A 24,125-nucleotide genomic window follows, 5' to 3' on the forward strand; every position below is an offset into this window, starting at 1 on the left:
CTATTTTAATCTGCGTGCAGATTACCTACAAAAAAAGAGAGGAAGTCTTCTACTTCCTCTCTTTTCTCTTCTCTGGCAGCCCCACGGGGAATCGAACCCCGACCTTCGGACTGAGAATCCGATGGACTAGCCGTTATCCTATGGGGCCATGCACTGAAAATATTATCATAAGAATCGGGGCTTGTAAATACCTGTTTTTTGATTCTGAGCGATAGAGGGTATAATATTTTTGTTAAAAACGGGGAGGGATAGCGATGTTCATTAGAAAATGGTCTACAAATAATAAACCCGTGGGAAGTATCATAATCGTTCATGGATTAGGAGAACATTCGGGGCGTTATGATCCTTTTGCCCGGTTTTTGACTTCAAAAGGGTTTACTGTTTACTCTTCAGATCTTCCAGGCCACGGAGTAAGTTCCTCACCTTATGGTCATGTGGATTCTTTTAATGAATTCTTTGAGACTGTCGAAACCCTTATGAATATTGCTAACATAGAATTTCCGGATTTACCTCTTTACCTTTTTGGACACAGCATGGGCGCTCTGGTGTCTATAAGAGTTGCACAGGAAAGAACGGAAGATTTTAAGGCCTGTGTGTTCAGCGCACCTCCATTACATTCTCTTAAAAAGCAGGCTGGTGGACTTGTGCCTTTATTGATCGTTCTTAATATGGTTGCTCCGTTTGTAAGATTCAGTAATAGAATCGATCCCAACAAACTCTCAACAAACCCTGAGGCGGTTAAAAGATATATTAATGATCCTTTCGTTCACGACAAAATATCTGCAAGGCTCTTCAACAATATGGATAAGAACATATCAATAGCATGGCAGAAAACGGATAATCTGCCAGATTCGGTTATGTTCATTTACGGCACTGATGATACCGTGATTTCAGTTGATGCCATAAAGGAATTCTTTGAAAAAGTCTCTGCTAAAAACAAGCGGATTGTTGAAATTGAAGGAGGAAAACACGAAATCTTTGAAGATCTTGAACGCAAAGAGAGATTTTTCAATGAAATAGCCAGCTATTTCTTAGACAACCTGTGAGTCAAGCTTGCTTACCCATTTCCTTGCAATCCTTTCGTCACGCCGTATTGCGTGTACGAGTTCATCGATGGAAGCAAACTTGAGCTCGGGGCGCAAAAACTTTAATAGTTCTATCTCAAGTCTCTTGCCGTAAAGGTCACCTGAAAAATCCAGAAAATACACTTCGTATTTTATTTCTTTAGAAAAGTTAACCGTTGGTCTGAACCCGATATTTAATAATCCGTAATATAGCCTGCTTCCTATTATTGATTTAACGATATAAACTCCAGAGCGTGGAGTCACAACCTTCTCAATTCCTCGTGAAATATTTGCAGTAGGAAAACCGAGCTTGGTTCCAAGACGATTATCTTGATAAACCTTTCCTGAGATTGTGTAAGGAGACCCTAACAATTCATTGGCCAACTCTATTTTTCCCTGTGCTAACAATTCTCGTATCCAACTGCTGCTTATCTTTCTTCCATCGCGTTTCAAATGAGGTACGATAACGAGTTCGAATTTTAGTTTCCTTGACAGTTCTCTCAATAGTTCGGTGTTACCGCGCGCACCTTTTCCAAAGGTGAAGTCTTCTCCTACAACGAGGCCTACCATTCCCTGGTTTATAAGAGCCAGAATATATTCTTCAGGTTCAATATCTTTGATCTCTTCAATATCTACAGTTACCACGTTTTTTATACCAAGGGAAAGGATCAGTTCAACCCTTTTTGCAATCGTGTAGATCAGACCCGGGAAGTTCGGGAAGTAATATCCCCATGGATAAATTATGGAAAGAGCAGTACTACATACATTAAGCTTTCTGGAAAGCTTAAGAGTCTCCGACATTATTTTTCTATGTCCGAGATGAACACCATCAAAGTTACCTATGCAAACAGTGAATTTTTTACCCACGGAATACCTTCTCCAATGTTGCGACTCTTTCTTTTGATACTTTTTTTGCGAGAGTCTTAATGAATTTGCTTGTCCTTTCGGATCTGGCAATAGCGAGTAGATTCTGATCTTCATCTATAATCCTTATCACGGCTTCTTTAGGAAATACACCTTTTATTTCAACAACTCCATTGGAATATATCTGGCCACCGTTTAATACTTTCTCGGCCTGTTCTCTGGAAACGACAATCCCTGGAAGAAAACTGACAACTTCGTTCATAGGCTTTATGTCTTTAATATCAACCTCATCGAGTTTAACAGCATCGGAAACTGAAAACTTTCCTATGGCCAGCCTTCGCAAAAAGGTCGTTGTTGCTCCACATCCGAGCTTATAACCTATGTCCATAACAAGGGAACGAACGTAGGTTCCAGCTGAGACCTTTACAACGAATGATACAGTCATTTCGACGGGGTCGAAGGATTTTACATAGACGTCGTGTATTGTGACCTTCTTTGGTGGTAAGTTTATGATTTTCCCCTTTCTCGCGAGCCTGTAAAGTCGCTCACCTTTATATTTTTTCGCTGAATATGCCGGTGGCACCTGCATGTATTCCCCGGTGAAGCTTTCAATAGCATCTCTGATCATTTCCTCGGTGATATGGGAACTTTCCCTTTCTTCGACAAGATTACCAGTAAAATCAAAGGTATCGGTCATAACACCGAGTTTCATTTCAACCTCATATGTCTTATCCAAACCTTTTATATATTCCAAAAGCCTGGTAGCTTTGCCAACACCAACAATGAGGAGACCACTGGCAAAGGGATCAAGGGTCCCGGAATGCCCAACCTTTTTTATTCCAAACTTCTTGCGGATTTCATCGACAACATCATGCGAAGTAATCCCGGAAGGTTTATCGATGAAAAGAAATCCGTTCAAATTCATTCATTCTCTTCCTTTTCCTGTTCTTGTTTTTTGATTTCTTCAAGTATTTTTGATATTCGTAAACTCGCTTCTATGCCAATGTCTTCATGAAATCTCAACTCAGGAGCTTTAAAAAGCCTTATGTTTTTCGCTACGGCTGTCCTGAAGTATCCCTTGTTTTCCTCCATAAATTCCACCGCTTTTTTCTTTTCTTCATCATTCCCAAGGTAGCTAACAAAAATGTTTGCGCAACGCTTGTCTTTTGAAAGCTCGATTCTCACGATAGAAACCAAAGTAGGATCTATTTCACTTTCTCCTTTGAAATTCCGAAGCGCTTCAGTTAGAACCTTTTGAATCTCCGATTCCAGCATCGCTTTTCTGTAACCTGCGGACATCCGTTCCACCTCCCCTACCTCTAATCATTATACATTACTTTCAAAGGGGCTTGATTTTCGAATCATTAATGCCCAATCAAGGAGGTTTAAATTAAGGACTTGTTATTAATGATTCAAAAGAAGAGCGTATCCTTTTATAATCTTCTGAAATTTCTACGTCATGTTTGCTGTTGTTCCAGATAAATTTAAGAAATTCAATCAACATATCGTACTTCTTGCCCACGGTTAATTTTAAAAGCGTCGAACGGGTAGTTTGAGGCTCGTCACTATTAACAATCGTTTTAAATAATTCTTCAATAGAATATGGCCTTAATTTGTTAATCTCAAGGTAAGAGGCAATATTTTCTAAAACAGCTTCGCACGTTTTCCTAGGAAGCGCGTTGAAAGATTTAAAAGTTGATTCCAGGTAAGGTAATACCTGTCGATAATAATGATACGCAACCGGTGCATCGTCCAATGGTTTGATTTCAAGGATGGCCATTGCCTGAGCACATTGCTCATCGTCGAGACTCATAAAGAACTTTCCTATAAGATCTTCACCCGGGTAAATGTAGTAAACATTACCGTGTAGAATCCCATAAGCTTTCAATGTATCGAGATAACCTTCTGCCATATATTTTTTTGAGACTTCCGGATCGAAAGTTAGTATTCCACCATAATACTCCCGGGGCTTTATGTAAATAATCTCTTCATCCGATTTTGTGAAGCCTTTGATCAGATTTAAAATATCAACAATCCCATACGTACCTATATCGACAACTACAATCTTTTTAAAACCCTTTTTAATGGCCATTTCTACCGGAATGTTTGCATAAACGCCTCCATCAATAAATTTTGCTCCACCTATGTTTTCCCGTTTGAATACCGGGAAATTGGCACTTGCCAGTATATAATCTATAAGCATTCCTTCCGGTATATCGTCTATGTAGAGCATAACAGGAGACAAGCTAGAAACCGAGTAGGCAACGAGTCCATAATCGATCGGGGATGAACGTATCTTCTCTTCAGATATAATCTCGCTTAATTTTTTTCTCAATGGAGATACATCTATACCAGACTCTTCAAACAACATTTTTACAGCTTCGGCAATGCTGCTCAATTTGAGATTCTTGATATCGCCTTCAAAGAGCGGTCTAATATTTGGTGAGATTTTCATTATATCCTCATAAGTTGCTGTCAACCAGAGCTTCCTAGCCAGCTCAAACTCGCCCATAGCAACCCCGGCACCGTTAATCGCACCAACTGAGGTACCATAAACGCCGCCTATCTCTTCTCCTAAATCCATCACTGCTTTCCAGACACCTACTTCATAGGCTCCTCTACCGCCGCCACCAGAAAGCACAAGAGCAATTTTTTCAGAAAAGCCTGTCGAAAACATTATCAAACACACTCCAAAAATAATAAGAATTTTTAATTTCATCATTTTACCACCATTCACTTTTCTCATTTCAGGAGACTCCATAACAAATACTACCATACAATCAGAAAACAATGTGGTTCTATCTCTTCTGCTGAAAAAACGCTCAAAATTAAAAACTTTTATACAGAAAAATTCCCAACAAACTATGTTTTTGCGTCTTACCGATGAATTCTGGAATTTTAGAAAACGCTTTTTAATGATAAAATAAATAATACTTAGGATACAAAATAAAATTTCGGGGGGGAAAACTTTGCTCAAAGAGTTCTTCAAGCGTTATTGGTGGACTTACCTTCTGGGTAGCTTCTTTCTAATCATCGTCGATCTTCTACAACTTATTGTACCCCGGGTTATCGGTAATATAGTCGATACTCTCAAGGTTGGATTGAACGACATATCGGCTTTAAAGCTCTCTATCATAAGCATCTTTATGATAGCACTGGGAGTATTTATGGCCAGGTTCTTCTGGCGCATACTGATAATGGGGACTGCACGAAGATTCGAATATTATTCGAAGAAAATACTCTTTGAAAAGCTCCTCAGTCTTTCACCGAGTTTTTACGACAAAACCCGTGTTGGAGATCTTATGGCAAGGTTTACCAACGATGTAAGAGCAGTCAGAATGGCAATGGGGCCAGCCATCGTTATGATCGTAGATGCTATTTTCCTGACTTCTGTTACAATTATCGCCATGGGAACCATGGTTGATTGGAGCTTAACGTGGATAGCAATCATCCCTTTACCTTTTTTGGCAATGGTTACAAGCTTCTTTGGAAAAATGATACACAACCGCTTCAAGAGTGTTCAAGAATCCTTCTCCGATCTTACTGACACCGTTGAAGAATCTGTGTCAGGCGTTCGTGTCATCAAAAGCTATGGTATCGAGGATTTGAGATACGAAACACTCAAAAAAAAATCTCAGGATTATGTCAACAAAAATATGCGGCTTGTGCGCGTATGGGGAATGTTTTTTCCATTAATACAGCTACTGGCTTCGATAGGCTATATAATAGCTACCTTTTATGGTGGTAGAAAGGTGATTCTCGGTGAGATAACGCTGGGAGAATTTATCACATTTACTGCTTATCTCGGTATGCTTATATGGCCTATGATGGCGATTGGTTGGGTTATAAACCTCATTCAAAGGGGAAGGGCTTCCTACAAACGGCTTCTTGATATCCTGAACAGGGAATCGGAAGTAATTTCGAAAGACCCCGTAGCTGCAAAAAAACTGCAAGGCCATGTGATTATAAGAGATTTGACGTATAGATATCCTGGATCAGAACGGGTGGTGCTCGATAATATTTCAATGGAAATAAAACCAGGCACCAAAGTGGCGATCGTTGGAACCACAGGTTCAGGAAAATCTACCATAGCGAAACTCATAGCCAGACTTTACCAAGTTCCCGATGGAAAGATATTTATAGACGGAATAGACATTAACAAACTTCCACCGGAAACGGTAAGGGAAAATATCTCGTACGTTCCTCAGGAAACATTCCTTTTTACCGATACGATCAAAGGAAACATAGCCTTTGGTATTGAAGATGATGAAGAAGAAAGGATTGTAAAGTACGCAAGCGTTGCAGCAATACATGAGGATATCGTTCAGTTCCCGAAGGGATACGACACATTGGTTGGAGAGAGAGGAGTAACACTTTCCGGAGGACAGAAACAACGAGTGGCAATAGCACGAGCTTTGATAAAAGAAACTCCCATAGTTATTCTGGACGATTGTTTGTCGGCTGTGGATACGGAAACAGAAGCTCGAATTCTTTCCAGTCTCGTGAATTCGACAGAGAAGAAAACGATTATTATCATTTCTCATCGATTGAAAGCCGTTAGAGACGCGAATGTTATCTATGTACTACACGACGGAAAAATCGTTGGTCATGGAACACATGAGGAATTAATCGAATCTAACGAACTTTATCGAAGAATGTACGAGCGGCAATTGTTAGAAGAAAAATTGGAGGAGGAGTAATATATATGGCTCGCGATATGTACACAGAAGTTGATGAAAGGAGTAAAGTCCGGGACTGGCACGTAATCCTGAGGTTGTGGAAATACGCAAAACCCTATTGGTATCTCCTTTTGATAGGGGTTGTAATGATAATAATCTCCACCGGCTTCGACCTGGTTCTACCATATTTACAGAAAGTGGCTATAGATAACTTCATGAATGTTAAACACCATTATAAAATTGTTGAATATAATAACGGCCAACCAAAATTCGTTGAAGATCCAGATGGGAAATTTATTCTGAAACAGCTCGAAGATGGAACCGTTATAATAACAGACGGTGAGATAAAATACCACATTTCTTCTGAAGAATTGCGGGAACTTCGCGCCAGAGACCTTGTAGGTATCTCCAAATTAGCTCTTTACATGCTTTTGATCCTGCTAGGAATGTTTTTTACGAGTTATCTTCAAGTCTATGTTACGAGCTACATGGGACAAAAAGTTACCCATGATATCAGGAAAGCATTGTTCAGACACGTGATGAGACTGCCCATGAGGTTTTTTGATACCAATCCTTCCGGGAGGATTGCAACTCGTATAGCAAATGACACAAAAAACATTGCTGAGTTCTTCAGTAGTGTTATCACGTCAATAATTAAAGATGTTGTTTTGCTTGTTGGAATTATTATCGTGATGCTGAAATTGTCCCTATACCTCGGGCTAATTTCTCTTGCCGTTCTGCCACTAATTGCTTTTGCCATACTCATTTTCCGTTACTTCGACCGTATTGCATATCGTAAAGTCAGAACAAGATTAGCTGCTATCAACGCTTTTCTTGCAGAACATATATCCGGGATGGCTGTGATTCAGCTTTTCAATCAGGAGAAAAGAAAAGCAAAAGAATTTGATGAAGTAAATAAAAAACATTACAAAAGTCTCAGGGAACAGTTGCTTATTTTTTCGATATTCAGACCGCTGATGGATGTTGTGTATTATCTTGCACTGACAGTTCTTATATGGTTCGGTGCTAAGGGGATCATACAACACACCCTTGAGTTTGGTGTACTGTACGCCTTCGTAAGCTATATCGACATGTTCTTTAGACCACTAAAAGATATTGCTGAAAAATACGATATAGTTCAAAATGCGCTGGCATCTTCCGAAAAGATATTCAAGCTTATGGATACTCCCGAAGAAACGTACAACGACGAACGAGAACCTGTAAGAAAGATCTCAGGCGAGATAGAATTTGACAATGTCTCTTTCGCTTATGATGGGGAAAATTACGTGCTTAAAAATATATCCTTCCGCGTTTCTCCAAAGGAGAAGATTGCCATAGTTGGAGAAACCGGAGCAGGTAAGACCTCAATTATAAGCCTGCTGAACGGTTTATACCGTATCCAGAACGGGGATATAAGAATAGATGGTACATCTATCTATGATCTAAACCTTCAATCACTGAGGCGTCGAATTGGTGTCGTTCTACAGGATGTCTTCCTGTTTTCCGGAACGATTCTCGATAACATACGTCTTTTCAATGAAGAGATTCCCAGACAGAAGGTTATTGAAGCAGCAAAATACGTTTATGCAGAGCGTTTTATAGAACGTCTGTCAAAAGGATACGATACGGAGATTCTCGAACGCGGTGGAACGCTCTCAGCGGGAGAACGGCAATTGATTGCTCTGGCCAGGGCCGTACTCTATAACGCTGAAATTCTCGTACTTGATGAAGCGACGGCCAACATCGACGCTGAAACTGAAATGCTTATCCAGCAGGCAATGGAAAAAATTTCCAAAGAGAAAACTGTGCTTACCATCGCTCACAGAATATCCACGATAAGGAACTCCGATAGAATACTCGTAATTCATAAAGGAAAACTGGTTGAAGCAGGGAGTCACGACGAACTCATAAAGCTTGGCGGCATTTATGCAGATCTCTACAGGCTGCAGTATGAGCTGGATGATGCTGGTTGATGAATAAAAAAATTGCTGCCCTTTTCAGGGCAGCGAAGCGGTCTGAGGGTTACTTCAGCAAGAATATTATAATCACTTCAACCGCAGGGCATACCTTTAAGCTTGTCCAGGATTCAAATTTAGTGGGTTGACAGGCCTGAAACTTAGTTCAGATCTTCATTTAAGTTAGTAAAATCCATGATGAAATTGTCTTTTTCTCTCCATTTTCTCCTGACTTTTACGAAAAGGTCGAGAAACACCTTCGTATCGAAAAGATATTCCATATCCTGCCTTGCAAGGGTGCCAATTTTCTTTATCATAGTGCCACCCTTACCTATAATTATCGCTTTCTGGGTAGGACGCTCTACAACTATCTCGCCCCTGATATACAGCGTGCCGTTTTCTCTGTAAGTAAATTCTTCGATAGAAACACCAACAGAATGCGGCACCTCTTCCTTTGTAAGCAGGAGGATCTTCTCCCTGATAATCTCTGCAGCCATAAAACGTGCCGATCTGTCTGTTATAACATCTTCAGGGAAGAGAGGGGGACCTGGTGGCATTCTATCTATGACAGCTTCAAGAAACTCTTTAATGCCTTCCCCGGTAATTGCAGAGACAGGGAAAGTTTTCTCCACATTTTTAAAAAGCTTGGTTCCTTCTTCAAGGAACTCCCTTATTTTCTTTCTCGTTTTCACCAGATCAATTTTGTTAATAACTAAAAACACAGGAATATTGGAGCTGTTCACATGTTTCGCTACGAGAAAATCAGATTTTTTTATGCCGTCACTTATATCAAGTATGGCCGCTATCAGATCAGAACCGTTGAGAGCACTGACCGCGATCTTTACAAGGTACGCTCCCAGCTTGTGCAACGGCTTGTGGATCCCCGGGGTATCATAAAAAATCACCTGTCCCCGTTCGGTGGTTACGATACCACCGATACGGTTGCGAGTGGTTTGAACCTTATCTGAAACAATAGCTACCTTTTCGCCGACCAGTTGATTGACCAGCGAGGATTTTCCCACATTTGGCTTACCAACCAATGAAACTATACCTGATCTATAATCGCTTTTTTCGCTCATTTGTGTTCCTCGTTTATCAGATATGAGAGGTCAGCAATCTCAAAGAAAAGCTCATCAAGAGCTTTCAAGAATCCAAGACGATTCAGACGTATATCCACCTGGCTGTCCATAACGAAGACTTCATCAAAATATTCGTCTATGGGTTCTTTCAAGGCAATAAGGGTTTTCAATGCTACCAAGAAATCGCGTTTTTCCAGTGCTTTCTTTATTTTGTCCAGAGCCTCGACATAAGCATTGAAAAGATTTACTTCTGCTTCTTTCAGGAAAAGTGACCCGTCAAACTTGTTGGAATCATGCTTCTTGCTGATGTTGTGAACTCTCTGGTATGCTACAAGCAATTTGTCGAAATCATCACGTCCGATAATCTCTGAAATCGCTTTTGCTACAAGTTCACCAAGATATGGGTTCTTCCACCACATTGAAACAGCACGGGCTATGTTTATCGAATACCCTTTTTCGAGTAAGAAGGCTTCATAACGGGACTTTATAAAAGGTTCAAAAGTTGTGGAGATTTTCTCGTAACCTTCTCCCAGATTATCAGCTGCCTTCTCAAAGAGCTTGATAAGATTCATATTCCATCCAAAAGCGTACATCGTCTCGAAGATTTGCGATAATTTCCGTCTCAATCCATAAGGATCTTTAGAACCGGATGGAATATTTCCTAGCAGGAAATTTCCAACCAGCGTATCTATTCTATCGGCTACACCAACAACGGCACCTGTAAGGGTTTCAGGAACTTCATTTAGAGGTTCGTAATGTTCCTGAATGCCCCATGCAACTTCGCTGCTCTCACCGGATTCAAGGGCATAGATCCTCCCCATGATTCCCTGAAGTTCCGGAAATTCCTGAACAACCCTTGTTGTTAGGTCCGCTTTTGCCAGTAAAGCTGTTCTGTCTATAGCCTCTTCTTCAGCAGGTTTTGCATTCAACTGCTTTGCGATATATTTCGAAAGCGAGCGAACACGTTGTGTTTTTTCGTAGAGAGTTCCAAGACCTCTCTGGAACAGAATCCCTTTTAGGTATTCAACATATGCTTCCAATGGTTTCTGAATATCTCTTTCAAAGTAGAAATGTGCGTCTTCTAGCCTGGCATTTATAACCTCTTCGTATCCTTTTCTCACATTTCCTTTGGGATCGGCAGGACCGTCCTGGAAGGCAACGAAACTATTCGTTAATTTATTTTCTTCATAAACAGGAAAAGTTCTTTGATGGTGCCTTATGGTAACTATGATGACCTCGTCTGGTAGATACAGATATTTAGGCAAAAATTTTCCTAAAACAGCTGTAGGTAATTCTGTAATGCAGGTAACTTCATCTATTAGTTCAGCGTCCCTGGGAATTGTGACGTTTTTCTCATTCTCAATTCTCTCAAGCTCATTTATAACCCTTTGTGCTCTTTCATCGAAATCTGCTATAACCAACGCTTCTTTGAGGGTCTCAAAATAATTTTCAGAGGTAACCTTTATTTTGTCAAAGAAGAAACGGTGCCCATAAGACGTGTCTGAGGCTTTTTTATCGAAAAGCTCCAGGTTCAGAATTTCGTCGTCGAACAACGCTACAAGCCATCTTACAGGCCTCACGAATTTATGTTCGCCATTTCCCCATCTCATCGGTTTTTTGAATTGTAGTCCATGGATAAGTTCCTTAAACACCTCAGAAAGAACCAGAGAGGTTTTCTTACCCTCAACCTTTTTCTTCAAGAAAATGTAGGATGTACCTTTGAATTCCCTTACTTCGACATCGTCGACAGTAGCATTGTTAGATCTCAAAAAACCTTCAAGGGCTTTCGTAGGCTTACCATCTTTTAAAGCAACCTTTTCAGCTGGTCCGCGTTTCTCCTGATAATAATCTTCCTGCTTCTCAGGCAATCCTTTGATCAAAACACCGAAGCGTCTGCTTGCTATGAAAGTCTTGATGTTTGAATAGTTAATACGTTGTTGTTCTAATAAATTAGGCAAACGTCCGTTTATCTGAGAAACGATACTTTTCACTTCACTGGCAGGTATTTCCTCTATCCCGATTTCAAGCAGTGCCTTATGTGAACTCATTCGCTATCACGCTCCTGCTGAATATAAGCTCTGGCAACAGCTCTTGCCATATCACGAATGGATTTGATGTAACTTTGTCTTTGCGCAACGCTGATCGCGTTTCGGGCATCCAGAAGGTTAAAGGTGTGAGAACATTTAATCATGTAGTCATAGGCTGGAAGAATCAAATTGGCTTCCATGCACCTTTCAAATTCCTTTGTATACATTCTATAAAGCTCAAAAAGCATTTCGGTATCAGCAACATCGAAATTATACGCTGAAAACTGCCGTTCGTTTTCAAGGAACACATCACCGTATTTGAAGTGTTCATTCCAGTCTATATCAAAGAAATTATCCTTACCCTGGAGATACATGGCGATTCTCTCAAGACCGTAGGTTATCTCCAGAGATATAAGGTCGACATCTATACTGCCAACCTGCTGAAAATATGTGAACTGAGTAACCTCCATACCATCGAGCCATACTTCCCAGCCAACACCCCAGGCACCCAAAGTCGGCGATTCCCAGTTGTCTTCAACGAATCGAATATCATGCTCTTTGGGATCTATACCAAGGGCTTCCAGTGAACCTATATAGAGCTCCTGTGAGTTTTCAGGGCTGGGTTTGATAATTACCTGATATTGGAAGTATCGTTGAGTTCTCATTGGATTTTCTCCGTATCTTCCATCAGTGGGCCTCCGACTTGGTTGCACAAAAGCTACTCTCCAGGGCTTTTTACCGAGAGAACGTAAAAAGGTTGATGGATGAAAGGTACCAGCACCCATTTCAACATCGTATGGCTGGTCAATAAGACACCCTTGAGAACTCCAATAGTCATTAAGTTTTGCTATTATCTCTTGCAGGTACATACCATTCCTCCATTCATTCTATAGCTATCAGGTAATAGTAATAAGGTTGCCCGCCATTATGAAGCTCAAATTCCAAATTTTCAAATTCATCGGAAAGATAGTCCATGAGCTTCTTTGCAGCTTCTTCCTTGATATCTTTCCCATAGAATATCGTTGCTATTTCGTAGTCTTCGTTTTCATCGAGCACTTTTTTAATGCTTTCAAAGGCAACCTTTTCAAGCTTTCTTCCAGTAGCAAATAATTTATCTTTCCCCAAAGCTATATATTCGCCTTTTCTTACCTTTTTACCCTTTACGCTTGAATCTCTTATAGCATAGGTTATAGAAATTGGGGCAACTCTTTCGGCCGCTTCTTCCATCTCTTTTATCAGCTCATCGGTATCCATGGAATCATCGTAAACGGCCAGGGCGCTTATGCCTTCCTGTACACTTCTCGTGGGAATAATGTAAACCTTCTTGGCGGGATTCTTTTCCATTACCGCATTTGCTGCTTCTTTTGCTGTGTGGATTATATTTGGATTGTTTGGAAGCAATATGACAACATTGGGTTCCAAACGCTCGATAGAATCATAAATATCCTTCATACTCGGATTCATCGTTTGACCGCCTTTAACGAGAATATCTGCACCTAAGCTCTTCATAATCTCTGACAACCCTTCACCTGGAGAAACGGCTACTATCCCATGAACCTTTCCTTCACCGAAATTCTGTTGAGCTTCCTGAACCTCTATCACGTGTTCGTGCTGGAGCTTCATATTATCTATTTTTACCTTTTGAAGTTGTCCATAGCTGATGAATTTTTCAATAACTTCCCCTGGGTGATCGGTGTGTATATGTATCTTTATAATATTATCCTGATTTACTATAACGATAGAATCTCCCATTTCTTCAAGGTAACTCTTCAGGGAGTCACATATTTCGTGTTGTTCTTCATTATTTTGATCGTCGAGAGCAATAATTAACTCGGTACAGTAGGTGTATTTAAGTTCCTCTTTTACAACCTCGACGATTTTTTCTGCGGAACCGCCTGCAACAGCCAGCCCGGTCTCAAGAAGTTCTGCTTCCGTATCGCCTTGAGCAGCCAGGTTGAAACCTTCGAAAATGTAAGCAAGTCCTTTTGCCCCTGCATCAACAACGCCTGCTTCCCGAAGCTTAGCTAACATGGTTGGAGTCAAGTCCACCGTTTCAAAAGCAATTTCAGATATTCTCTTAAAGTATTCCTCAAATTCTTCCACATCAGCCAACTCATCCCGTGCTCTATCTGCGACAACCCTTATAACGGTCAGCATTGTTCCCTCAACGGGTTTAATAACCGATTTGTAGGCCACTTCTTTCGCACTTTGTAGAGCCTCTGTAAAAGCTTTGGTTGTTAGCAACTTCTTTTCTTTCGTACCTTCCGCGAAACCCCGGAATATCTGCGAAAGTATGACCCCGGAATTACCACGGGCCCCCATCAACATACCGGTTTTTACTGCTTCCAATACATCCGACAGATCATCAGATTTAAGCTTATCAAGGTACGAAAGAGCTTCAAGAACAGCCGCTGACATGTTTGAACCTGTATCTCCGTCTGGAACAGGGAAAACGTTAAGAGCGTTTATCTCATCCTTATTTGCGAGCAAACGCTCAGCGGCTTTTCGAAAAGCCAGAATGAAGAACTTGCCGTTGAGCCTTTTCATTTACAACGCCTCCTGTTAGTCTTCAAGTCCAACTACATGAACGTTTACTTTAACATTATTGGCTTCTGTCAAAGTCTTTAGTTTGTGGAATACGTTTTCCTGTATGTTTTCGACGACTGTGGGTATTCTTATACCGTACTCGAGGGTCAAATCGATATTCACTTCAAGCGAGCCATCGATCTCCTCGATTACTTTTATACCCTGCTTGTCGTCTCCACCCAGCAGTTTTGCCAGAAACCCCTGCTGTGGGGCACCTACATTAACAGGCCCGTAGGATTCAGAAACGACTTTCTTTACAATTGACCCGATCGCCTGCAGCGTGATTTCAATCTTTCCGTACTCGGTCGTTATTAGCATTTCTTTCACCTCTCAGTTCAAATATTCTTTTTTCAATACCCCTGCTGTCCAGAAAAAGTTCAGAAAGAATCTCCTCCCTCGATCCATGCTCCGAAAATCTATCTTCAACACCCATTGCTACGACTCTGGTGGAAAAACCGTGATCGCTTGCATAAAGCATTACGCTGGAACCAAAACCACCTATTTTGACTCCTTCCTCTATGCAAACAACAAGGTCATGCTTCTTCAACACCTCGGCTAAAGTCACCTCATCTAAGGGTTTTACTGATCTACAGTTGTATAGTGTATAACCATGTTTTTCAGCTACCTGTTTCGCTGGTGAAACCATACTGCCAACAGCGAGTATTGCCACTTCTTTGCCATCAAAAAGTTTTTCCCATTTCCACACGTTGATCTTCATCATAGAATTGAGAATCTCTTCAAGGTTGGCTATCTCAGATTGTCTCGGATATCTTATTGCAATGGGGCCCGAAATTTCTTCATCTGACAGAATAGTGCACACAATATTTGCCAGTTCCTGTAGATTCGATGGCGCTAAAACCCTCATGTTTGGTATCATGCTGAGATAAGCGATATCAAATATTCCGTTGTGTGTAGGACCATCCCTTCCCACAATTCCTGCTCTATCTATAGCAAAAACAACCGGCAATCGTTGTAAAGCAACATCGTGAATCAACTGATCAAAAGAACGCTGTAAGAAAGTAGAATATACAGCGAAAACAGGTTTCAAATTTTTGGTGGCGATACCGGCAGCGAAAGTTGTGCAGAGTTGCTCGGTAATCCCCAGATCAAAAAATCTTTCAGGGAACTTTCTGGCAAACTCTGCTAATCCTGTTCCATCAGGCATCGCTGCGGTGACCGCGACGATTCTTGGATCCAATTCACCAAGCTTTGCTAGAACCGAGCCAAAGACCCTGCTGTAAGAAACCATATTCGTTTGAGTTATTTTCTGCCCTGTTTCCGGATCGATCCTGGAAACACTGTGAAATGTCGTTGGATCCTTCTCAGCGTAGTCAAGACCTGCACCCTTTTTGGTCACTACATGTATCAAGAATGGCTCATCAAAGTTTTTAACCATCTTGAACAAGCCTTCCATTTCACGGATATTGTGGCCGTTAATTGGGCCAATGTAGTTCAACCCAAGATCTTCAAATATATTTCCGCCAAGAAGGGAATGCTTTACCCCCGATTTGAGTTTGGAAAGTATATTCTCAATTTTACTGAGCCTCATTGTCTCAAGTGCACTTTTCAGGTCCTCTTTTAATTCACGGTAAATAGGATTCAATCGAAATTCATTGAGTTTTGTTGAAAGAGATCCGACGTTTCTGCTGATACTCATTCCATTATCATTTACCACTATCTTTATCTTCGATGAAAGTTCCCGTATCTGATTTAAGGCTTCCAGGCTTATCCCGGATGTCAACGCACCATCTCCTACGACAACAACAATGTTTCTCTTCTCGTTTCTTAACTTTAAAGCCTGTTCAATTCCAAGAGCCGCTGGAATAGCAGTTCCAACATGTCCAGCGCCAAATACATCGTACTTACTCTCGTCCCGTTTGGTGAATCCGCTTATCCCATGCCTTTGCCTTAAGGTTTTGAAAGCCTTAAAGCGCCCTGTCAGGAGTTTATGAGAATAGGCCTGATGTCCTGTGTCCCAGATGATAATATCTTTTTCCGGATCGAAGACACGATAAAGGGCAAATGTTAACTCAATGGTACCAAGATTTGAGGCAAGGTGCCCTGTATTTTTCGACACAACATTAGCGATGTAGTTCCTGAATTCTTCCGCCAGTATCTCAAGTTCAGGATAGCTATACCCTTTTATTTTCTTGTAAAGAGGAACCTCATCAAACTCAATCATCTCATCGCCTCCCGACCATTCTCCTTGAAGAAACCATGAAATGTCTGAAAAGAATGGCCGTAGTTACTATACCTACGCCTCCGGGAACCGGAGTTATTGCAGCTACCTCAGGTTCAACCTGTTCAAAATCAACGTCTCCAACTATTTTTCCGTCATAGAGGTTGATTCCCACATCAATAATAATAGAATCTTTACCAACCATTTCTTTCGTTATGAATCCGGCGCGTCCAACTGCAGAAACTAGCACATTGGCTCTTTTTATCTTTTCCACGAGGTTTTTTGTTCGCGAATGACATATGGTAACGGTGGCATCTATTCCTTTTTTGAGCATTAACATCGAAAGCGGCTTTCCCACAGTAGTTGAACGGCCAACGATGGTAACGTCTTTTCCACTCAAACTTACATCGTAAAACCTAAGTATCTCCATAACCGCTTCTGCAGTGGGAGGTGCAAAGCTCTCATCACCGGTCATGATACCGCCTAGATTCCCCGGCGTTCTTCCTTCTACATCCTTTTCCAGTGAAAGAGCTGAGACAACCAGTTTCTCGTCAACGTTCTTAAGCGGGTGCATTATCATAACGCCCGCAACATCTCTGGATTCGTTCAGCTTTTTGATCTCTTCAACAGGATTTTCCCCTGCATGACAAATCTCCACCGAAATTCCCAGTTTACCACCGCGCTTGACTATCGAGTTCATATAGGTTTTGGTCGAGTCATCCGGTTCACTGCAAAACAATACCAACTTCGGTGGTTTCTCCTGAAGATTACCCAACCACTCTTTTATTTCCGCGTAAATCATTTTTGCCACTGGCTTACCATCTAAAAGTATACCCATTTCACACCCCTCAGAATAGTCCGGAAATCTTTCCGCTTTTGTCAATGTCGATCCTTTGAGCACCAAATTCCTTTCCCAGGCCGGGCATCAGCATGATATCTCCCGAGACCGCAACAACAAAACCAGCACCTGCGGATAAATTCAAGTCTCGAATATTGAAAATATAATCTTTTGGTGCCCCAAGAAGTTTCGGATTGTCCGAGATTGAGTACTGGGTTTTCGCCACAATAACCGGTGCATTCCCAAATCCATTCTTTTTAAAACTTCGCAACTTCGCTTTCGCTGTGGGAGAAAGCTCATAACCTTTTGCACGATAGATTTCTCGCGTCAAGATATCCAATTTCTCTTCTATCGGGGTATCCATTAAATACAACGGGTGATACTCTGAAGTGTGGGTTTCGGCCAGCTTTATGACTTCTCTTGCAAGAGCTTCTCCGCCTTTTCCACCTTTAGCCCAAACTCTGGATTCTCCGAAGGGAATCCCGTGTTTTTCGCAAAGTTTTTCAAAGAGCTTCTTCTCGGAATCTGTGTCAGTTGGAAATACGTTTAACGCTGTTAATACAGGTACCCCAAATTTTCTCAGGTTTTCATAATGAACCTGAAGATTCACGAAGCCTTTCTCAAGAGCTTCCAGGTTCTCCTCGGTTATACTGTCTTTCTTTGCTCCACCATGAAGCTTTAACGCGCGTAACGAAGCAACTAGCACAACCACCGACGGTTTGAATCCAGCTACCTGGCTGACAAAATTCAGGAACTTTTCTCCACCAAGATCTGCCCCAAATCCAGCCTCGGTAACCACATAATCAGATAGTTTCAAGGCAATCTTTGTAGCTATTATAGAATTCGTACCATGAGCAATATTTGCAAAAGGTCCGCCGTGAATGAATGCAGGGGTACCTTCTATTGTTTGAACAAGATTCGGATCAATGGCATCCTTTAACAGAGCAGCTATAGCCCCATGAACCTTGAGATCTTTTGCGAGAACATACTCTTTCTTTTTGTTTTTCGCAATAACGATGTTTCCGACCCTTTCTTTAAGATCTTCAAGATCTTTAGCCAGGCAAAGAATCGCCATTATTTCAGACGCTGCGGTTATTATAAATTTATCTTCACGGGGATAGCCGTTGGCTTTTCCACCGAGGCCGACAACAATCTTTCTGAGAGCACGATCGTTCATATCCATGGCTCTTGGCCAGTATATCTGGGTAGAATCGATTTCTAGTTCGTTATCAAACTTCAAATGTGCATCTATTGCAGCAGAAAGCAAATTATGTGCTAGTGACACCGCATGAATATCCCCTGTGAAATGAAGGTTTATGTCCTCCATTGGAAGAACCTGCGAATAACCCCCACCAGCTGCCCCGCCTTTTATTCCCATAACGGGGCCAATTGAAGGCTCCCTGAGGGTGACGAATGATTTTTTCCCCAGGCGGTTTAACGCCATCGACAGCCCTATCGAAGTGGTCGTCTTTCCCTCGCCAGCGCTTGTTGGGGTTATCGCGGTAACCAGAATAAGGTTCCCATCTTCGCGTTGGGCCAGTTCTTCATAGATTCTGTGGGATACTTTTGCAATGTAATTCCCATAAGGCTTCAAATATTTACGTTCAATGCCCGCAAATTCTGCTATTTCATCAATGGGCTTTAATTTTGTGGCCTGAGCGATTGCTAGATCATCATTCATAACCTTCCACCTCTTAAAGGGCTCTCTTTTCTTCTGAAACCCTCTCTTTAGCTATCTTGTCCAGGACACCGTTGACGAACTTCCCCTCTTCTTGTGAACCGTATTTTTTTGTTATCTCTATAGCTTCGTTCAGTGTCACCTCGATAGGAACGTCATCTACATAAAGAAGCTCATAAGTTGCAAGCCTGAGAACACTCCTATCTATGGAAGCAAGTCGATCAAAGGTCCAATTCTTCAGATATGCGGTTATTATACTGTCAATTTCATCGAGGTGCTCGATTATTCCCATAAGATAACCTTTAGCTCTGTTTTTGCTTTCTTTGTCCAGGGAATAAAAGGCTGTTTCCCGCTCAAGATACTCCATAGCAGCAGGAAAATCCTTATGAAAATCGTACTGGAAAATCGACCTGAAAACAATTTCTCTTATTTTCCTTCTCTGACCGGTTCCGGGATTAGGCATTTTTTCAATCAATCCCTCGCATCAAGTATCGTTCTCTTCTTCCGGTTTTTCCAGTTCTTCTAGATGTTCTTCTTTTACCTCAGGAACTGGCTCTTCTTCGACAACTTCTACAACGTCTTCTATCGTGATCGATACTTCTTCGACCTTCAAACCGCTGAGATTTTCAACATCATTTTTGAGCTTCTCCTGAAGCTTCCTTGCGTAAGTAGGAATTGGTTCGCCGTATTTAACCTTGATTCTCGCAAATATTCTCACCAGCTTTTCGTCGCCTTCCTCTTCAACCTGGATGTTCACCATAGATTTTGCTTCTTTTTTTGCTTTCGGATCCTTTGGAGACATGTTCAAGAATTCAATTAGTGAATGTATAGCTATATCCCTGATGACAATATCAGATATTTCTATTTTGCCGAGATCAGATTCACCGTAATTCATTACGCTCCCTCCTTCCAAGGAAAAACAATTTTTTATGCCCTTTCAATATATTCGCCTGTTCGTGTGTCCACTTTGATTTTCTGACCGGTTTCAACAAAGAATGGTACGATAACTTTCAGGCCGGTTTCACAGACGGCTGGTTTTCCACCGCCGGATACCGTATCGCCTTTGTAACTGGGGGCCGTTTCAACAACCTCAAGGATCACAGTATTTGGCAGTACTACACCAATTGGAGTACTATCATGGAACTGAAGGTCGAGTTCCATGTTCTCCTTCAAATAGTAGACAGCCTCACCAATAATGTCTTTATCTAAAGCATATTGTTCGTAAGTTTCCAGATCCATAAAATAGAAAAGGTCGCCGTCACGATATAGATACTGAACATGTCTCAGGCTAAGGCTGGCCTCTTCCACTTTTTCACCACTATTGAACTTGAATTCTCTAACATAACCTGTCCTTATATTCTTCATTTTTGTTCTGATAATTCCGCTCCCTCTTGCGGTAAAGTGCTTGTTTACATCAAGCACTATATAAATATCATTATCAATGATCAACGCCATTCCCTTTCTTATATCTCCTACCTCTACCACAAACCACACCTCCAGATTAAAGTGTTTTCAATTTTCTATCTAGAGTTGTTAGAATTACTGCTCCGTTATCCGTTAATAAAACATCATCCTCTATGCGAACACCAAATTTCTCCGGAATATATATGCCAGGCTCTATAGTAACGACAGCACCTGAAGGCAACGGATTCTCGTTTTTAAGACCCACTGCTGGAGCTTCGTGAACCTCCATTCCCAGGCCATGCCCCAATCCATGTCCAAAATATTCTCCGTAACCTGCATTGGTAATCATATCAACCGCCATCAGATGAAGTTCTTTTCCAACCATTCCTGCTTTTGCGGCTTCACGGCAGGTTTTTTGTGTATTATAAACAATTTCATACACCTTTACCATCTCATCTGAAGGCGTTCCAAGACAGAAAGTCCTCGTGATATCGGAACAATAACCATTCACCATGGCTCCATAATCGATAAGAATAAACTCTCCTTCTTTGACTTTTTTTTCTGAGGATCTACCGTGAACTATCGCACTACGATAACCTGAAGCTACTATAGTTTCGAATGCCGGGATACCGCCGCGCTTTCTCATCTCATATTCAAGAACGGCCGCGATTTTCTGTTCAGTTATTCCTGGTTTTATAATATTGAGAGTTTCCAGAAGGGCTTTCTCAGCTACGTCTATGGCTACTTTTATTTTTTCAATTTCTTCAGGGGATTTTACCGAACGAAGTCCCTTAATAGTTTCGTCTATCGAAAGGATCTCCACATTTTCAAGCCTGGAAAAAAGATCCTTATAATGTGCAAGAGTTATTCTCTCCTCTTCGATACCGAGTCGCTTGATGTTTTCCTCTTCCACAAATTTGATTATAGTTTCTTCCACTGTCTCCATGCCGTTTTTCAACGGAATAAGCTCAAAAGATGTTTGCATAGCAGCCTGTGTGTAATAACGTGAATCGGTTAGAATATACTCTTTCTTTTGACTTATAAGAAGTACAGCAAAAGAACCCGAAAAACCTGAAACGTACCACGTTGTGGCACGATTTCTATCTTCAAAGTTAAGAAGTATAACTCCATCTACATCATCTTTTACCATTTTTTCTCTCAACTTTGCCAGATTGTTTGCTCCCGCCATCATAAATGAACCTCCATAAAGAAAATTATAGCATTTCAAAATATTATAACTGATATTAGAATAGGGACATCTGATTCTTATGCATTTTTCCTTTCTTTTTCTTTCGTATTTCTTTAATTTCATCAGAGGAGAGAACTTTCACCGTCTTATCCAACGCACTGGTTTTAACTATAATCTTCAAAATCTCCCGTGCCCTTTGCAAAACTATGTCAGGCAATCCTGCCAATTTAGCTACATCGATTCCATGCGATTGGCTGGCAACTCCATCGACAACCTTATGTAGAAAGATAACGCCATCCTCGATCTCACGAACCTCGATAGTCTTATTATTTATCCCTTCGTACATCTGCGATAACTCCGTCAATTCAGTAAAATGTGTTGCAAAAATCGTATGACAGCCTATAGCTTCGTAAATATATTCAGAAACAGCCCACGCTATACTGATACCGTCAAAAGTGCTCGTCCCTCGCCCAACTTCATCTAAAACCACCAAACTATCCTCTGTAGCCTGAGATAAGATAGTCGCCGTTTCCATCATCTCCACAAGAAAAGTAGATTTTCCACCAGCCACATCATCCCGGGCACCTATACGGGTAAATATTCTGTCATAAACGGGGAGAATCGCACGTTTTGCAGGTACAAACGACCCAACCTGTGCCATCAAAGAAATTAAGGCGACCTGCCTTATGTAGGTGGATTTTCCGCTCATGTTAGGTCCGGTCAATATATAGAAAGAGTGTTTTTCATCGAATTGAATATCGTTAGGAACAAAATCTTTCACATAATGCTCCACAACAGGATGCCTCGCGGCTTCCACATACGAGGTGTGATTGCTTGAAAAAACCGGTCGGGTGTAACCACATTTTTTTGCCACGGTTGCAAAGGACTGAAGTACGTCCAACTCAGCAAGAAGCCCACCGGCTTTTCTGAATCTCTGCACGGAATTAGAGAGTTTTTGACAGATATCTTCGTACAACGCTCTTTCGAGAACGGCGACACGTTCACTGGCACTCAAAACCTTATCTTCAAACTCTTTTAGTTCAGGCGTAATATATCTTTCCGAGTTAACCAGCGTTTGTTTTCTTATGTAATCGTCAGGTACCCGTGAGACCTGGCCTTTCGATACTTCGATGAAGTAACCAAAGACCTTGTTATATTTGACCTTTAGATTGTTTATTCCCGTCTTTTGACGTTCTCTGAGTTCAAACTCTTTCATTTTGTCCTGTGAATGCTCAAGAAGATCCATCAGTTCGTCGAGCTCTTCACTATAACCCCTGCGTATTACCTTTCCCTCACCGGGTGCAGCAGCAGGTTCATCACTTATTGAAGCTTCTAAAAGTTTTCTTTCCTCTTCAAACAATTCTATATCTTCAGCGATTACAGAAAGAACGTCATTGGAATACAAGAGTTCTTTTATCAGGGGTAAAACCTGCAAGGTAGTTCTCAAAGCTTGAAGATCACGTGGAATCGCTCGACCGGTAGCCAGCCTCGATGATATTCTCTCAATATCGAATGCTTGACGGAGATACTCCCGGAGCTCTTCGAGCAGCAACGGATCAGAATAGAAAGCCTCAACGATATCAAGCCTTCTCTCAATTTTCCCCAAATCCTTCAAGGGATTAAGAAGCCATTCCTTCAGCTTCCTTCCACCCATAGAAGTTACAGTAGCTTTTAAGGTTTGATAGAGGGATCCTCTTCTTTCTGAAGGCAAAATAGAGAGATTCTCTATTGTTGAAGCATCAAGATACATGTACCCGGATCTTCTCAGTACTCGGGGAAGAGAAAGATGCTTCAAGGGTTTGAATTGAGTCATCTCTATATATTTGAAAAGCGCACCAAGCACAATGATCTCAGCGGAAGAGATTTCAAGCGCATCGATAGAGGCAAGTTCGTAGAAACGTTTTACATATTCGACACTGGAAGAATACGCAAAATGCCACTCCTCAAGAAATTCCAAGAAAACATTGGAAAGTTCCCCCGTTATTTCCTTCTTCAACGGCTTTAACTTCTCGTTCATTATCAATTGAGAAGGTGCCGTTCTGTACAAAACATCTTTAAGATCTGAAAGGCTTTCGCAACTGGTTACCGCAACATCACCAGTGGATATATCTGCAATCACAAAGGGAAAAACTCCCTTTTCTTCAGATACTGCCGCTATGAAGTTATTTTCTTCAGACGATAAAAGATCATCTTCGATCAATGTACCAGGCGTGATCACTCTTGTTACTTCTCTTTTGACGAGTCCTTTAGCGGTTGCAGGATCCTCCACCTGGTCACAAATAGCAACCTTATATCCTGCAGAAATTAGCTTTTTCACGTACTGATCCAGTGCATGATATGGGACGCCGGCCATAGGATGGCCGTTTCGTGAAGTCAGGACAAGTTGAAGCTCTTCTGAAATAACCCTGGCATCTTCAAAAAATGTTTCATAAAAATCTCCGAGCCTAAAAAGAAGGATACAATCTTTATATTTCTCTTTTATTTCAAGATACTGTCTCATCATTGGTGTCAGACTTTTGTTCTTCATTGCTATCACTCCATATAAGCCTAAAAACCGGCGCTTAGCGCCGGCGATTTTTCAAA

At 41.3% G+C, this 24,125-nt stretch carries 20 protein-coding genes and 1 tRNA gene; 3 read left to right on the forward strand and 18 right to left on the reverse strand.

The annotated features are described in order from the left end of the window. Positions 1–73: 73 nt before the first annotated feature. Positions 74–148, reverse strand: a tRNA-Glu gene (locus DU53_RS10965). A 106-nt stretch (positions 149–254) separates the two neighbouring features. On the opposite strand from DU53_RS10965, the gene DU53_RS10970 reads away from it, so the two are divergent. Continuing rightward, positions 255–1,046: an alpha/beta hydrolase gene (locus tag DU53_RS10970; RefSeq protein WP_063728649.1), complete on the forward strand. Its 792-nt coding sequence runs from the start codon at positions 255–257 to the stop codon at positions 1,044–1,046. Here DU53_RS10970 and ribF read toward each other — a convergent pair. The 4 genes from ribF to DU53_RS10990 form a co-directional block, all read right to left on the reverse strand. Beyond that, positions 1,032–1,931: a riboflavin biosynthesis protein RibF gene (gene ribF, locus DU53_RS10975; RefSeq protein WP_082853930.1), complete on the reverse strand. Its 900-nt coding sequence runs from the start codon at positions 1,929–1,931 to the stop codon at positions 1,032–1,034. The genes DU53_RS10970 and ribF overlap by 15 nt on opposite strands. After that, entirely contained in the window at positions 1,924–2,853 is a 930-nt protein-coding gene (gene truB, locus DU53_RS10980) for a tRNA pseudouridine(55) synthase TruB (RefSeq protein ID WP_063728651.1), read from the reverse strand. Before truB ends, ribF begins: the two co-directional genes overlap by 8 nt. Beyond that, on the reverse strand, positions 2,850–3,227 hold the full coding sequence (rbfA, locus tag DU53_RS10985) for a 30S ribosome-binding factor RbfA (RefSeq protein ID WP_063728652.1): 378 nt from the start codon (positions 3,225–3,227) through the stop codon (positions 2,850–2,852). The genes truB and rbfA overlap by 4 nt, the downstream gene beginning before the upstream one ends. A gap of 91 nt (positions 3,228–3,318) precedes the next feature. Next, positions 3,319–4,674 (reverse strand): patatin-like phospholipase family protein, encoded by a 1,356-nt coding sequence (locus tag DU53_RS10990; RefSeq protein WP_161484793.1) that lies wholly within the window; start codon positions 4,672–4,674, stop codon positions 3,319–3,321. Positions 4,675–4,897: 223 nt separating this feature from the next. On the opposite strand from DU53_RS10990, the gene DU53_RS10995 reads away from it, so the two are divergent. After that, positions 4,898–6,628: an ABC transporter ATP-binding protein gene (locus tag DU53_RS10995; RefSeq protein WP_063728654.1), complete on the forward strand. Its 1,731-nt coding sequence runs from the start codon at positions 4,898–4,900 to the stop codon at positions 6,626–6,628. A gap of 5 nt (positions 6,629–6,633) precedes the next feature. Beyond that, complete coding sequence (locus DU53_RS11000) at positions 6,634–8,580, forward strand: ABC transporter ATP-binding protein (protein WP_063728656.1); 1,947 nt, start codon at positions 6,634–6,636, stop codon at positions 8,578–8,580. 143 nt (positions 8,581–8,723) lie between these two features. On the opposite strand, the gene era is transcribed toward DU53_RS11000, so the two are convergent. Genes era through mutS form a run of 13 tightly spaced genes read right to left on the reverse strand, consistent with a single transcriptional unit; the run spans position 8,724 to position 24,069 of the window. After that, the gene (gene era / locus DU53_RS11005; RefSeq protein ID WP_063728657.1) at positions 8,724–9,641 is read right to left on the reverse strand and encodes a GTPase Era; all 918 of its coding nucleotides are present in this window, start codon (positions 9,639–9,641) and stop codon (positions 8,724–8,726) included. Continuing rightward, positions 9,638–11,689, reverse strand: a complete 2,052-nt coding sequence (glyS, locus tag DU53_RS11010; RefSeq protein ID WP_063728659.1) for a glycine--tRNA ligase subunit beta — start codon at positions 11,687–11,689, stop codon at positions 9,638–9,640. The genes era and glyS overlap by 4 nt, the downstream gene beginning before the upstream one ends. Next, on the reverse strand, positions 11,686–12,537 hold the full coding sequence (locus DU53_RS11015; protein WP_015869427.1) for a glycine--tRNA ligase subunit alpha: 852 nt from the start codon (positions 12,535–12,537) through the stop codon (positions 11,686–11,688). Before DU53_RS11015 ends, glyS begins: the two co-directional genes overlap by 4 nt. Before the next feature lie 13 nt (positions 12,538–12,550). Further along, complete coding sequence (locus tag DU53_RS11020; protein ID WP_063728660.1) at positions 12,551–14,215, reverse strand: DAK2 domain-containing protein; 1,665 nt, start codon at positions 14,213–14,215, stop codon at positions 12,551–12,553. Between the two features lie 15 nt (positions 14,216–14,230). Beyond that, positions 14,231–14,572: an Asp23/Gls24 family envelope stress response protein gene (locus tag DU53_RS11025; protein ID WP_015869429.1), complete on the reverse strand. Its 342-nt coding sequence runs from the start codon at positions 14,570–14,572 to the stop codon at positions 14,231–14,233. Then, complete coding sequence (dxs, locus tag DU53_RS11030; RefSeq protein WP_015869430.1) at positions 14,541–16,436, reverse strand: 1-deoxy-D-xylulose-5-phosphate synthase; 1,896 nt, start codon at positions 16,434–16,436, stop codon at positions 14,541–14,543. Before dxs ends, DU53_RS11025 begins: the two co-directional genes overlap by 32 nt. A gap of 1 nt (position 16,437) precedes the next feature. Continuing rightward, on the reverse strand, positions 16,438–17,271 hold the full coding sequence (locus DU53_RS11035; protein ID WP_015869431.1) for a bifunctional 5,10-methylenetetrahydrofolate dehydrogenase/5,10-methenyltetrahydrofolate cyclohydrolase: 834 nt from the start codon (positions 17,269–17,271) through the stop codon (positions 16,438–16,440). A gap of 10 nt (positions 17,272–17,281) precedes the next feature. Further along, the gene (locus DU53_RS11040) at positions 17,282–18,952 is read right to left on the reverse strand and encodes a formate--tetrahydrofolate ligase (RefSeq protein WP_015869432.1); all 1,671 of its coding nucleotides are present in this window, start codon (positions 18,950–18,952) and stop codon (positions 17,282–17,284) included. 13 nt (positions 18,953–18,965) lie between these two features. After that, a complete protein-coding gene (nusB, locus tag DU53_RS11045) occupies positions 18,966–19,412 on the reverse strand; it encodes a transcription antitermination factor NusB (RefSeq protein ID WP_015869433.1) in 447 nt (148 codons plus the stop codon). Positions 19,413–19,433: 21 nt separating this feature from the next. Then, positions 19,434–19,844, reverse strand: a complete 411-nt coding sequence (locus DU53_RS11050) for an Asp23/Gls24 family envelope stress response protein (RefSeq protein WP_015869434.1) — start codon at positions 19,842–19,844, stop codon at positions 19,434–19,436. A gap of 32 nt (positions 19,845–19,876) precedes the next feature. Then, positions 19,877–20,434, reverse strand: coding sequence for an elongation factor P (efp, locus tag DU53_RS11055; protein WP_015869435.1), 558 nt, complete (start codon positions 20,432–20,434; stop codon positions 19,877–19,879). Between the two features lie 16 nt (positions 20,435–20,450). Then, positions 20,451–21,545 carry a Xaa-Pro peptidase family protein gene (locus DU53_RS11060; protein WP_015869436.1) on the reverse strand — a complete coding sequence of 365 codons (1,095 nt, stop codon included), beginning with the start codon at positions 21,543–21,545 and terminating at the stop codon, positions 20,451–20,453. A 52-nt stretch (positions 21,546–21,597) separates the two neighbouring features. Further along, on the reverse strand, positions 21,598–24,069 hold the full coding sequence (mutS, locus tag DU53_RS11065; protein WP_063728662.1) for a DNA mismatch repair protein MutS: 2,472 nt from the start codon (positions 24,067–24,069) through the stop codon (positions 21,598–21,600). Positions 24,070–24,125: the final 56 nt, after the last annotated feature.

Source organism: Kosmotoga sp. DU53 (genome assembly GCF_001639905.1).
Taxonomy (GTDB): Bacteria; Thermotogota; Thermotogae; order Petrotogales; family Kosmotogaceae; genus Kosmotoga; species Kosmotoga olearia.

Excerpts from the sequence above, each read along its gene's own strand:
- DU53_RS11015 (WP_015869427.1), bottom strand. The coding sequence starts at position 12,537 with ATGTACCTGCAAGAGATAATAGCAAAACTTAATGACTATTGGAGTTCT.
- DU53_RS10990 (WP_161484793.1), bottom strand. The coding sequence starts at position 4,674 with ATGAGAAAAGTGAATGGTGGTAAAATGATGAAATTAAAAATTCTTATT.
- DU53_RS11050 (WP_015869434.1), bottom strand. The coding sequence starts at position 19,844 with ATGAATTACGGTGAATCTGATCTCGGCAAAATAGAAATATCTGATATT.
- nusB (WP_015869433.1), bottom strand. The coding sequence starts at position 19,412 with ATGCCTAATCCCGGAACCGGTCAGAGAAGGAAAATAAGAGAAATTGTT.
- DU53_RS11035 (WP_015869431.1), bottom strand. The coding sequence starts at position 17,271 with ATGGGTATACTTTTAGATGGTAAGCCAGTGGCAAAAATGATTTACGCG.
- dxs (WP_015869430.1), bottom strand. The coding sequence starts at position 16,436 with ATGATTGAGTTTGATGAGGTTCCTCTTTACAAGAAAATAAAAGGGTAT.
- era (WP_063728657.1), bottom strand. The coding sequence starts at position 9,641 with ATGAGCGAAAAAAGCGATTATAGATCAGGTATAGTTTCATTGGTTGGT.
- glyS (WP_063728659.1), bottom strand. The coding sequence starts at position 11,689 with ATGAGTTCACATAAGGCACTGCTTGAAATCGGGATAGAGGAAATACCT.
- rbfA (WP_063728652.1), bottom strand. The coding sequence starts at position 3,227 with ATGTCCGCAGGTTACAGAAAAGCGATGCTGGAATCGGAGATTCAAAAG.
- DU53_RS11020 (WP_063728660.1), bottom strand. The coding sequence starts at position 14,215 with ATGAAAAGGCTCAACGGCAAGTTCTTCATTCTGGCTTTTCGAAAAGCC.
- DU53_RS11060 (WP_015869436.1), bottom strand. The coding sequence starts at position 21,545 with ATGATGGCGGGAGCAAACAATCTGGCAAAGTTGAGAGAAAAAATGGTA.
- DU53_RS10970 (WP_063728649.1), top strand. The coding sequence starts at position 255 with ATGTTCATTAGAAAATGGTCTACAAATAATAAACCCGTGGGAAGTATC.
- DU53_RS11025 (WP_015869429.1), bottom strand. The coding sequence starts at position 14,572 with ATGCTAATAACGACCGAGTACGGAAAGATTGAAATCACGCTGCAGGCG.
- DU53_RS11000 (WP_063728656.1), top strand. The coding sequence starts at position 6,634 with ATGGCTCGCGATATGTACACAGAAGTTGATGAAAGGAGTAAAGTCCGG.
- mutS (WP_063728662.1), bottom strand. The coding sequence starts at position 24,069 with ATGAAGAACAAAAGTCTGACACCAATGATGAGACAGTATCTTGAAATA.
- truB (WP_063728651.1), bottom strand. The coding sequence starts at position 2,853 with ATGAATTTGAACGGATTTCTTTTCATCGATAAACCTTCCGGGATTACT.
- DU53_RS11040 (WP_015869432.1), bottom strand. The coding sequence starts at position 18,952 with ATGAATGATGATCTAGCAATCGCTCAGGCCACAAAATTAAAGCCCATT.